The sequence below is a fragment of the Micromonospora sp. genome, assembly GCF_048594385.1.
Classification (GTDB): Bacteria; Actinomycetota; Actinomycetes; order Mycobacteriales; family Micromonosporaceae; genus Micromonospora; species Micromonospora wenchangensis.
Genome location: NZ_JBMDWU010000174.1, coordinates 1 through 11,219 on the forward strand (window position 1 = coordinate 1; position 11,219 = coordinate 11,219).

At 76.1% G+C, this 11,219-nt stretch carries 9 protein-coding genes; all 9 read left to right on the forward strand.

Translation table 11 applies throughout. From position 1 onward, the window contains the following. The first annotated feature begins 238 nt into the window (after nucleotides 1-238). A complete protein-coding gene (locus ACOJTC_RS09115) occupies nucleotides 239-688 on the forward strand; it encodes an SAV_6107 family HEPN domain-containing protein (RefSeq protein ID WP_420116510.1) in 450 nt (149 codons plus the stop codon). Nucleotides 689-833: 145 nt separating this feature from the next. Beyond that, complete coding sequence (locus ACOJTC_RS09120) at nucleotides 834-1,571, forward strand: hypothetical protein (protein ID WP_420116511.1); 738 nt, start codon at nucleotides 834-836, stop codon at nucleotides 1,569-1,571. Further along, nucleotides 1,568-3,235, forward strand: coding sequence for a DNA polymerase Y family protein (locus tag ACOJTC_RS09125; protein ID WP_420116512.1), 1,668 nt, complete (start codon nucleotides 1,568-1,570; stop codon nucleotides 3,233-3,235). The genes ACOJTC_RS09120 and ACOJTC_RS09125 overlap by 4 nt, the downstream gene beginning before the upstream one ends. A gap of 234 nt (nucleotides 3,236-3,469) precedes the next feature. Further along, nucleotides 3,470-6,871: an error-prone DNA polymerase gene (locus tag ACOJTC_RS09130; protein ID WP_420116513.1), complete on the forward strand. Its 3,402-nt coding sequence runs from the start codon at nucleotides 3,470-3,472 to the stop codon at nucleotides 6,869-6,871. Nucleotides 6,872-6,963: 92 nt separating this feature from the next. Beyond that, nucleotides 6,964-7,143: a hypothetical protein gene (locus ACOJTC_RS09135; protein ID WP_204927776.1), complete on the forward strand. Its 180-nt coding sequence runs from the start codon at nucleotides 6,964-6,966 to the stop codon at nucleotides 7,141-7,143. A 40-nt stretch (nucleotides 7,144-7,183) separates the two neighbouring features. Next, nucleotides 7,184-7,954 (forward strand): methyltransferase domain-containing protein, encoded by a 771-nt coding sequence (locus tag ACOJTC_RS09140; RefSeq protein ID WP_420116514.1) that lies wholly within the window; start codon nucleotides 7,184-7,186, stop codon nucleotides 7,952-7,954. Beyond that, entirely contained in the window at nucleotides 7,951-9,180 is a 1,230-nt protein-coding gene (locus ACOJTC_RS09145) for an alkaline phosphatase family protein (RefSeq protein WP_420116515.1), read from the forward strand. Before ACOJTC_RS09140 ends, ACOJTC_RS09145 begins: the two co-directional genes overlap by 4 nt. A gap of 62 nt (nucleotides 9,181-9,242) precedes the next feature. Beyond that, the gene (locus ACOJTC_RS09150; RefSeq protein WP_420116516.1) at nucleotides 9,243-10,502 is read left to right on the forward strand and encodes a DNA polymerase IV; all 1,260 of its coding nucleotides are present in this window, start codon (nucleotides 9,243-9,245) and stop codon (nucleotides 10,500-10,502) included. Between the two features lie 115 nt (nucleotides 10,503-10,617). Continuing rightward, nucleotides 10,618-11,013: a DUF3040 domain-containing protein gene (locus tag ACOJTC_RS09155; protein WP_088643026.1), complete on the forward strand. Its 396-nt coding sequence runs from the start codon at nucleotides 10,618-10,620 to the stop codon at nucleotides 11,011-11,013. Nucleotides 11,014-11,219 lie beyond the last annotated feature (206 nt).

The window sequence follows — 11,219 nt, forward strand, 5'->3', positions numbered from 1 at the left end:
TTACGGGGCTGGCGCTAGCCGGGTCCTTTAATGGCTGGTGTTCCCCCCCCCCCCACCACCCCGGGGGGGGGGGCGACTAACCCGCCGGTTCGCCGGCCGGTTTTGTTGTGGGTAAGAATCCGCACCCGGCCGGCCCCCAGCGGTGCGTCTTCCTCCGCACCACCCGCCCCGGGCGTCACGCCGGTGGACCTCCTCCACCGGGCGTCCCGCCCGAACCGGTCACGCGGAGGAGACAGTCATGCCGACCAACCCGGCGCAGGCGCCGACGGTGCCCGCGCACGTGCTGCCGCACCGCACCCCGACCCAACTCCTCACGGCGGCCCGACACGGGCTGGCCGAGGCCGCCCAGACCCGCCCCGACGGGCTGCGCTACGCCGCCGCCCACCTGGCCGCGCTCCGTGCCGCCGCCGCCCTGCTGGCCGCCCGGGCCCGGCCCGCGCCCGCCCGCCGCCGCCGGATCACCAGCGTCTGGGTGCTGCTCGCCGGGGTCGCCCCCGAACTGGACGAATGGTCCCGCTACTTCGCCGCCGCCGCCGGCAAGCGGGCCGCCGCCGAGGCCGGCATACCCCGGGTGGTGAACGCCCGGGAGGCCGACGACCTGCTCCGGGCCGCCGAACAGTTCGTGACGCTGGTGGAGCAGGCGCTCGGAGTGACCCACCAGCCCGCCCTCGACGGTCTCGCCGCCTGACCCGGGGCGTGCCCGGGTCCCCGCCGGGCACCCGACCCGGCCGGCACCGGGCCCGCCGCAGCACCTCGACGCGGCGTCCCACCGTGTCCGGGGTGAGCACGCAGTGCACCTGATCCACGCAACGACACGACGGGGGGTTGGTCCGATGGCGGGCCGCATGGTGGTCGGTTCCGCCGCACTGGCCGATCTGGTCCGCCCGGCGAGCGCCCCGGACCCGGCCGGCAGCCACCGGGTGCTCCCGGTGGCACCCGAGTTGACCGGCCTGCTGCCGCACCGGGGGCTGCGCCGGGGCAGTACGGTCGCCGTCACCGTCGGCCAACCCCGGCGCAGCGGCGGCACCTCCCTGGTGCTGGCGTTGCTCGCCGAGGCGTCCCGGGCCGGGTCGTGGTGCGCGGTGGTCGGGGTGCCCACCTTCGGCGCCGGTGCTGCCGCCGAGCTCGGCATCGCCCTGGACCGGCTGGCCCTCGTCCCGCATCCCGGTCCGGAGTGGCCGACCGTGGTCGCCGCCCTGATCGACGGGGTCGACGTGGTGGTGACCGCCGTACCGCACACCGTCTCCGCCCCGGTGGCCGACCGGCTGGCCGCCCGGGCCCGGCAACGCGGCTGCGTGCTCGTCCCGTACGGCCGGTGGACCGGTGCGGACGTGACGCTCCAGGTGGTCCGGGGGGTCTGGGAGGGGCTCGGGTCGGGGCGGGGCCGGCTGCGCCGACGCGAGGTCACCGTGTCGGCACGCGGACGCGGAGCGGCGGCCCGTCCGAAGGAGATCACGATGTGGCTGCCCGGCGACGCGCTCACCCGGGTCGTGCCCCCCGCCGCGCCGGCCGTCCCCGCCGCAACCGTCGGGCCCCGGCCGGGCGGATTCACCGTGGTCGGGTCCGGGTGACCGGCGCGCCCGTGCGCACCCTGCTGCTCTGGTGCCCGGACTGGCCGGTGCTCGCCGCCGAGATCGCCGACGGGGTGCCCGCCACCGGCCCGGTGGCCGTGCTGCACGCCAACCGGGTGGTGGCCTGCTCCGCACCGGCCCGTGCCGCCGGGGTACGCCGGGGCCTGCGCCGCCGGGAGGCGCAGGGGCGCTGCCCCACGTTGACCGTCGTCGACCACGACCCCGGTCGGGACGCCCGCGCCTTCGAACCGGTCGTCGCCGCCGTGGAGGAGGTCGCCGCCGGGGTCGAGGTGGTCCGCCCCGGCGTCTGCGCGCTCGCCGCCCGGGGGCCCGCCCGCTACCTCGGCGGTGAGGAGGCCGCCGCCGAGCGGATCATCGAACAGGTCGCCGAGTCCTGCGCGGTGGAGAGTCAGGTCGGGATCGCCGACGGGGTCTTCGCCGCCGGTCTCGCCGCGCGTACCGGTCAGGTGGTGCCGCCGGGCGGGACACCGGGGTTCCTGGCCGGGCTGCCCGTCGAGGCGATCGGCCGGCCGGCCCTGGCCGACCTGCTGCGCCGGCTCGGCGTACGCACGCTCGGCGAGTTCGCGGCGCTGCCCGCCGGTGACGTGCTGGCCCGGTTCGGCTTCGACGGCGCCCTCGCCCACCGGCTCGCCGCCGGGCACGACCACCGGCCGCTGGCCGTCCGGCAGCCCCCGGTCGACCTGACCGTCACCGCCCACCACGACGAGCCCCTCGACCGGGTCGACGCGGCGGCCTTCGCCGCCCGGATGCTCGCCGAACGGCTGCACGACCGGTTGGCCGGGCACGGGCTGGCCTGCACCCGGCTCGGCATCGAGGCGGTCACCGCACACGGCCAGGAGCTGCACCGGGTGTGGCGGCACGACGGGTTGCTCACCGCCGCCGCCATCGCCGACCGGGTGCGCTGGCAGCTCGACGGCTGGCTCTCCGGCAGCACCGGTCGGGCCGGTGCCCGCCCGCCCCGACCGACCGCCGGGATCGTCCGGCTGCGGCTGGTGCCCGACGGGCTGCTGGCCCAAGGCGGGCTGCAACCCGGCCTGTGGGGGGAGGCCGGCGAGGAACGGGACCGGGCGCACCGGGCGCTGAGCCGGGTGCAGGGCATCCTCGGCCCGGAGGCGGTGGTCACCGCCGTGCTGGGCGGCGGTCGCTCCCCGGCCGACCAGACCCGCCTGGTCCCCTGGGGCGACGAACGCCTCCCCGCCCGCCCCGGCCCGCCCCCCCTGCCGGGCGTCGTCGAGGCGTCGCCGGATGCCGCCGGGCGGGCGGTGACGCAGCCCGGTGGTGCCGGGCGGGGCGGGCCACGGCGGCCGGGTCCCGTACCGCCGTGGCCGGGGCGGCTACCGCCACCCGCGCCGGCCGTGGTGCTGCCCGTTCCGCTCACCGCGACCGTGCACGACGTCACCGGGGAACCGGTGCTGGTCAGCGCCCGGCTGGCGGTCAGCGCCGCGCCCGCCCGGCTGGCCGTCGGCGGCGCCACCCCGACGGAGATCGTCGGCTGGACCGGCCCGTGGCCGGTGGACGAGCGGTGGTGGGCCCCCGCCGAGGCCCGTCGCCGGGCCCGGTTCCAGGTCTGCCTGGCCGACGGTGCCGCCCTGCTGCTGGCCGTCGAGGCGGGCCGGTGGCTGGTGGAGGCGATCTATGACTGACCGGTGGTCCGCGCCGGCCCGGTCCGCGCTGGTTCGGTCCGGTCGGTGGCGCTTGCGCTGCCGGTCGGTGCGGCGTTCCGTCCGGGGCGACTCCACGTCCGGACGATGCTTCCGGGTGAGCGGTGTGCCTGGCGGTCATGAATATGACTCAGCGGCATACCGCTCACCGAGCGGACCATTCCCGGCCGCGACGCCCCGGCCGCGCCACGCAGCCGGTCGCTGGAAGACAGCCGGATGAGCTTCCACAATCCGAAGCTGCCCTGGTCGGAGCTGGAGCGGGTGCTGTCCGGACGGTCCACCACCGACGGCGGCGGGCCCCGGACCGGCGGACCCCAGGGTGCCGGGCGGCGGCGCGCGGAACGGCACCTACACGTGGTGGACCCGCTCGCCGAGGCCGACGGCGGCGACTCACCGGCCTGGACCCGGCACCGTGAGCGGTACGCGCCACCGGAGCTGACCCGCCCGGACGACCCGGTGCCCTACGCCGAGCTGCACGCGCACACCAACTTCAGTTTCCTCGACGGGGCGAGCCACCCGGAGGAGCTGGCCGAGGAGGCCGCCCGGCTGGGGTTGACCGCGCTCGCCGTGACCGACCACGACGGGTTCTACGGGGTGGTCCGGTTCGCCGAGGCGGCCCGTACGTTGCACCTGCCCACGGTCTTCGGTGCGGAACTGTCGTTGGGGCTGCCCGGCCCGCAGCAGGGCGAGCCCAACCCGCTGGGCCGGCACCTGCTGGTGCTCGCCCACGGCCACGAGGGGTACGCCCGGCTCGCGTCGGTCATCTCCCGGGCCCAGCTACGCGGCGGCGAGAAGGGCCGGCCGGTCTACGGCGAACTGGAGGAGGTCGCCGCCGAGCTGCGCGACCACGTGCTGGTGCTGACCGGCTGCCGCAAGGGGCACGTGCCGGCGGCGCTGCTCACCGAGGGGGTGGACGCGGCGGCCCGGGAGCTGGACCGGCTCACCGCGCTGTTCGGCGCGGAGACGGTGGCGGTGGAGCTGACCGACCACGGGCACCCGGTCGACGCCGACCGCAACGACGCGCTCGCCGAGCTGGCCGCCGCCGCCGGGCTGCCCACCGTGGCCAGCAACAACGTGCACTACGCCAGCCCGGGGCGACGGCGGCTGGCGACCACCCTGGCCGCCGTACGGGCCCGACGCAGCCTGGACGAGGTCGACGGCTGGCTGCCCGCCGCCGCCACCGCCCACCTGCGCAGCGGCGCGGAGATGGCGGCCCGGTTCGCCGGGTACCCGGGCGCGGTGTCCCGGGCCGCCGAGTTCGGCGCGGAACTCGCCTTCGACCTGCACCTGGTCGCGCCCCGGCTGCCGGCGTACCCGGTGCCGGCGGGGCACACCGAGATGAGCTGGCTGCGCCACCTGACGATGGCCGGGGCGCACGAGCGCTACGGGCCGCCCGGGGCGCACCCGGAGGCGTACGCGCAGCTGGAACACGAGCTGCGGATGATCGACGAGCTGGGCTTCCCCGGCTACTTCCTGGTGGTCTACGACATCGTGGCGTTCTGCCGCGCACAGGACATCTACTGCCAGGGCCGGGGTTCGGCGGCCAACTCGGCGGTCTGCTACGCGCTGCGGATCACCAACGTGGACGCGGTACGGCACCGGCTGCTGTTCGAGCGGTTCCTCGCCCCGGAACGCGACGGCCCGCCCGACATCGACGTGGACATCGAGTCCGACCGACGGGAGGAGGTGATCCAGCACGTCTACGCCCGCTACGGCCGGGAGCACACCGCCCAGGTCGCCAACGTCATCTCGTACCGGCCCCGGTCGGCGGTGCGGGACGTGGCGAAGGCGTTCGGCTACTCGCCCGGCCAGCAGGACGCCTGGAGCAAGCAGATCGACCGCTGGGGTTCCGTCGCGGCGGTCGACGTCGAGGGCATCCCCGAGCAGGTGGTGGCGTACGCCGACGAGTTGCAGACCTTCCCCCGGCACCTGGGCATCCACTCCGGCGGCATGGTGATCTGCGACCGGCCGGTGATCGAGGTGTGCCCGGTGGAGTGGGGGCGGATGCCCGGCCGCAGCGTGCTCCAGTGGGACAAGGACGACTGCGCGGCCGTCGGGCTGGTCAAGTTCGACCTGCTCGGGCTGGGCATGCTGTCGGCCCTGCACTACGGCTACGACCTGATCGGGATGAGTCTGGACCTGGGTGACATGACGTTGGACGACCCCGAGGTCTACGACATGCTCTGCCGGGCCGACTCGGTAGGGGTGTTCCAGGTGGAGAGCCGCGCCCAGATGGCCACCCTGCCCCGGCTGAAACCCCGCGAGTTCTACGACCTGGTGGTGGAGGTGGCGCTGATCCGGCCCGGCCCGATCCAGGGCGGCTCGGTGCACCCGTACATCAGGCGCAAGAACGGCCAGGAGCCGGTGACGTACCCGCACCCGCTGATGCGCAACGCGCTGGAGAAGACCCTCGGCGTGCCGCTGTTCCAGGAGCAGCTGATGCAGCTCGCCATCGACCTGGCCGGTTTCGACGCCGCCGGGGCCGACCAGTTGCGTCGGGCGATGGGGGCGAAACGGTCGGTGCAGCGGATGGCGCAGCTCGCCGACCGGCTCTACGCCGGGATGGCCGAGCGGGGCATCACCGGCGAGCTGGCCGACGACGTCTACCGCAAGCTCACCGCGTTCGCCAGCTACGGCTTCCCGGAGAGCCACGCGATGAGTTTCGCCTACCTGGTGTACGCCAGCTCCTGGCTCAAGCGGCACCACCCGGCGGCGTTCCTGGCCGCCCTGCTCAACGCCCAACCGATGGGCTTCTACGCGCCGCAGACCCTGGTCGACGACGCCCGGCGGCACGGGGTCGAGGTCCGCCGGCCGGACGTCAACGCCAGCGGGGCCGGTGCGGTGCTGGAGTCCACCCCGCAGACCCGCTGGGGGAGCGTGCCGGGGGAACCGCCGCACGCCTGGGGGCTGGGCGGTCCGGCGGTCCGGCTCGGGCTGGGTGGCGTCCGTACCCTCGGCGACGACCTGGCGGGGCGGATCGTGGCGGAGCGGACGGCGCACGGGGCGTACCGGGACATGCCGGATCTGGCCCGGCGGGTCGGTCTCACCGCGGGTCAACTGGAGGCGCTGGCCACCGCGGACGCCTTCGCCTGTTTCGGGCTGACCCGGCGGGAGGCGCTCTGGGCGGCCGGGGCGGCGGCCCAGGACCGGCCGGGCCGGCTGCCCGGCACGGTGACCGGCGCGGCGGCCCCCGCCCTGCCCGGGATGGAGGCGGTGGACCGGCTCGTCGCCGACGTCTGGGCCACCGGGCTGTCCCCGGAGACCCACCCGGCCCGGTTCGTCCGGGACCGGCTCGACGAGCTGGGCGCGGTGCCGATCGCCCGGCTGGGGCGGGTGGAGCCGGGTCGGCGGGTCCGGGTCGGCGGGATCGTCACCCACCGGCAACGGCCGGCGACCGCCGGTGGGGTCACCTTCCTCAACCTGGAGGACGAGACGGGGATGCTGAATGTCACGTGCTCCCCGGGGCTGTGGCAGCGCTATCGTCGAATCGCCCGCACCAGCAGCGCCCTCGTGGTCCGTGGTCGGTTGCAGCGGCACGAGGGGGTCACCAACCTCACCGCCGACCGGCTGGACCCGATCACGCCGCCGGTGGAACCCGCCTCCCGCGACTTCCGGTGAAGTGATCCACATTACGGTTTTCCCGGCCGGGAGACAGGAGAATTCCGGCACGCGCGGACAGAGCGGCCCGCGCGCGGCAAGGGGGAAGACCAGTGACGATGGACAGTACGTACACCGGTGGACTGGCGAACGCCCGGCGCACCCGGCTGGGTGCCGGTTGGACGCCCGCCCAGGACGCCGAGCCGCGGGAGTACCAGGTGACCGAGGGGCCGGTGGCGAACACCCGCCGGTCCCGCGCCGAGGAGGACCCGGCCGGCGGCGGGGAGATCTGAGCCGGCGACGGCCCCGCCGACGGGGGGTCGGGTGGCGTGGGTGACTAGGCTCGACCGGGTGGAACAGAGCACCCGCAGCCGGTTCGCCGAGCCGCCGTTGACCCCCCGTACCGCCGTCATCTGGTCGGTGCTCGCCGCCGAGTTGCGGCGGCGGGCCGACGACACGTTGACCGTGCTCGACGTGGGCGGTGGCACCGGTGGGTTCGCCGTGCCGCTCGCCCAGGCCGGCCACCGGGTGACCGTGGTCGACGCCAGCCCCGACGCGCTCGCCGCCCTCACCCGCCGGGCCGCCGAGGCCGGGGTCGCCGACCGGGTGCGCGCCGTGCAGGGCGACGGGGACGCGTTGACCGGGCTGGTCGAACCAGCCACCGTCGACCTGGTGCTGTGCCACGCGGTGCTGGAGGTGGTCGACGACCCGATGCCGGTGGTGACCGCGCTGGCCGCCGCGCTGCGTCCCGGTGGCGCGGCGAGTGTGCTGGTCGCCGGCCGGGCCGCCGCCGTGCTGGGGCGGGCCGTGAACGGCCACCTGGACGTCGCCGCCGCGCTGGCCGCCGCCCCCGACGGGGCCGCCGGCCCCCGGGACACCCTGCGCCGCCGCTTCGACGCCGAGGAGGCCGCCGCCCTGTTGCGCGCCGCCGGCCTCACCGTCGAGGAGATCCACGGGGTACGCGTCCTGGCCGACCTGCTGCCCGCCACCGTCGCCGACGGTCAGCCGGGTGCCCTGGTCGAGCTGGAGAAGGCGCTGGCCGGGCGTCCGCCGTACCGGGATCTCGCCGCCCAACTGCACCTGTTCGCCCGCCGCCCGGCATGACCGACCTGCCCCCGGCCGGGACGACCGGGCCCCCGGCCGCTGTGCCGGTGGACCGGGCGTCGGGGCCCGTGCCTGCGGCGGACCCGCTCGCGGTGGTGCCGCCGTGCTACGGCGGGGGCAGCCTGGCCGACGTGCTGCCCAGCGCGCTGGCCGTGCTCGGCGTGCCGGGCGCGGTCGACCTGCTCGGGCTCGCCCCCGGCCTGGCCGGGGTACGTCGGGTCGCCGTGCTGCTCGTCGACGGCCTCGGCTGGTACCAGCTCCCCACCGCCGCCCGGTACGCCCCGACCCTGACCGGGCTGGCCGCGACGGTGGGCCGCCCGTTGACCTCCGGCTTCCCCTCGACCACCCCGACCAGCCTGGTGACCCTGGGGGCGGGGGCGGCCCCCGGCGCGCACGGCGTGCTCGGCTTCACCGTCCGGGTGCCCGGCACCGACCGGGTGCTCAACCACATCGACTGGCACGGCGACCCGGACCCGCTGCACTGGCAGCCGGTACGCACCCAGTGGCAGCGCGCCCGGGCCGCCGGGGTCGCGGTGAGCGTGGTGAGCCGCCCCGAGTACGCCGGCAGCGGGCTCACCCTGGCCGCGAACCGGGGCGGCGACTACCGGGGCGTCGGCGGGGTGGACGCGCTGGCCCGGACGATGCTGGCGGCGCTGTCCGCCGGGCCCGGCCCCACCCTGGTCTCCGGCTACCACCCCGACCTGGACCGGCACGGTCACCTCAGCGGGGTCGACTCGGCCCCGTGGCGGATCGCCGCCGCCGAGGTGGACGCCCTGCTCGCCCGCCTCGTCGACGGGTTGCCGGCCGACGCCGCGCTGCTGGTCACCGCCGACCACGGCCAGCTCTACGTGCCGGCGGGGCACCGGTTCGACCTGGACACCGACCCACGGCTGCGGGCCGGCATCCGGGTGGTCGCCGGTGAGCCCCGGGTGCGGTACCTGCACGTCGACCCGGGGGCGGTGGACGACGTGGTGGCCACCTGGTCGGCGGTGCTCGGGCCGGCCGCCCGGGTGTGCACGCGGGCGGAGATGGTGGCCGAGGGGTGGTTCGGCCCGGTCGCCGAGGAACACCTGTCCCGGGTCGGCGACGTGGTGGTGACCTGCCGCGACACGTACGCGGTGCTGGCCACCCGGTCGGAGCCGCCGGCGGTGTCCCGGCTGGTGGCGTACCACGGGGCGGACACCGCGGCGGAGATGACCGTGCCGCTGCTGGTGGTCCGGGGCTGACCGGGGCCGTCGCCCGTGGGGCGGGCGGGCCGGTTGTCGTACCGGGCGGTTAGCCTGCCGCAATGGGTCGGAGCCAGTCGTTGCCGCGCGGTGGTGACCCGCGTTTCGGGCCCGACGCCGACGACTCGGCCAGCCCGATCCTGCACGTCGACATGGACGCCTTCTTCGCCTCGGTCGAGGTGCGCCACCGGCCCGAGCTGCGGGGCCTTCCGGTGGTGGTCGGCGGGGTCGGGCCGCGCGGCGTGGTCAGCTCCGCCAGTTACGAGGCCCGCCGTTTCGGCGTGCGCAGCGCCATGCCCACCGCGCGGGCCCGCGCGCTCTGCCCCGGCGCGGTCTACCTGCCCCCCGACTTCGCCCGCTACCGGGCGGCCTCCGACGCGGTGATGCGGATCTTCCGGGACGTCACCCCGCTGGTCGAGCCGCTCTCCCTCGACGAGGCGTTCCTCGACGTGGCGGGTGCCCGTCGGCTGTTCGGCCCGCCCGCCGCCATCGCCCGGCGGATCCGGGAGCGGGTGACGGCCGAGCAGGGGCTGACCTGTTCGGTGGGGGTGGGCCCGAGCAAGTTCGTGGCCAAGCTCGGCTCGACCCGGGCCAAGCCGGACGGCGTGCTCGTGGTGCCAGCCGACCGGGTGCTGGAGTTCCTCCACCCGCTGCCGGTCGACGCGTTGTGGGGGGTGGGGGAGCGGTCCGCCGAGACGCTGCGCCGGCTCGGCCTGCGGACCATCGGCGATCTGGCCGAGGCGCCGGTCGGGATGCTGCGCAAGGCGCTCGGCGCGGCGTCCGCGACCCACCTGCACGAGCTGGCCCGGGGGCGGGACCCGCGTCCGGTCAGCCCGGAGCACGTGGAGAAGTCGATCGGGGCCGAGGTGACCTTCGACGTCGACGTCGTCGACCCGCAGCAGATCCGGCGGGCGCTGCTGGCCCTCAGCGAGAAGGTGGGCAGCCGGCTGCGCGGGGCCGGTCAGGTGGGCCGGACGGTCTCGCTGAAGGTGCGGCTGTCCGATTTCCGCACCGTCAACCGGTCCCGGACGCTCGGCGTGGCCACCGACGTGGCCCGGGAGATCTTCGACACGTCCTGGGACCTCTGGACGGTTCTCGACCCGGGTGAGCCGGTCCGGCTGGTCGGTGTGCGGGTGGAGAGTCTGGCCGGGGCGGTCGACACGCCGCGACAGCTCACCCTCGGCGCACCCGAGCGTGGTTGGCGGGAAGCGGAAACCGCCGCCGACGCCGCGGCTGCCCGTTTCGGGCGGTCCGTCATAGGTCCGGCCAGTCTGCTCGGCAGGCGTGACGCCGGCCCCGGCGAAAATAGCAGTCGGCCATAGGTCGTCCCGCTTTCCGACGCGCGACCCCCCTCGTAGACTTGGCGGCAAGCAGCCGGTTGGCTGCCACGGTCTGTCGGCCCGACCGGGCCGACCAACGTGACCGGGGAGGAGTGCCGTGCCGCTCTCGGAGCACGAGCAGCGGCTGTTCGAGCAGATCGAGCGGTCGCTTGCCGAGGACCCCAAATTCGCCTCGGCCGTGCGCGCCAGCGACCCGCGTTTCCACACGCGGCGTCGCCTGCTCGTCGCTGCCGGCGTGGTGGTCGTCGGCCTGGCCCTGTTGGTCTACGGCGCGGTGATCAAGACGCCGCCACTGGCAGTGGCGGGCTTCGTCGTCATGCTGGCCGCGCTGGGCTATGCGGTGCAGTCGCACCGGCGTGGGCAGTCACCTGACCTGCACGTGGTGGGCGGCACGACGAGTCGTCGTCGCCCGCGTGGCCGCGGCGGCCGGCGGCCGTCGCTGCTGGACCGCATGGAGGACCGGTGGCGTCAGCGCCCGGAGGGACATCGTTGAACCCCGCCCACCCCTGAGGTGGACGGGCGACACCGACGACGGTAGGTGCCGGACCTGGTCCGGCCACCTCCGTCGCATCTTCCTGTCCGGCGACAGCTCGCGCAGGTGGGCGAGGTAGCTACGCATGTGGGGGGGGGGGGCGGGGGCACTGGTGTGGGGTACCCCGAACACGCCCCCCCCGCCCCCACCCCCCCCCCCCCCCCCCC

Bases quoted from the DNA above. Each gene is read 5' to 3' on its own strand.
- ACOJTC_RS09115 (WP_420116510.1), top strand. From the start codon at position 239: ATGCCGACCAACCCGGCGCAGGCGCCGACGGTGCCCGCGCACGTGCTG.
- ACOJTC_RS09120 (WP_420116511.1), top strand. From the start codon at position 834: ATGGCGGGCCGCATGGTGGTCGGTTCCGCCGCACTGGCCGATCTGGTC.
- ACOJTC_RS09130 (WP_420116513.1), top strand. From the start codon at position 3,470: ATGAGCTTCCACAATCCGAAGCTGCCCTGGTCGGAGCTGGAGCGGGTG.
- ACOJTC_RS09145 (WP_420116515.1), top strand. From the start codon at position 7,951: ATGACCGACCTGCCCCCGGCCGGGACGACCGGGCCCCCGGCCGCTGTG.
- ACOJTC_RS09150 (WP_420116516.1), top strand. From the start codon at position 9,243: ATGGGTCGGAGCCAGTCGTTGCCGCGCGGTGGTGACCCGCGTTTCGGG.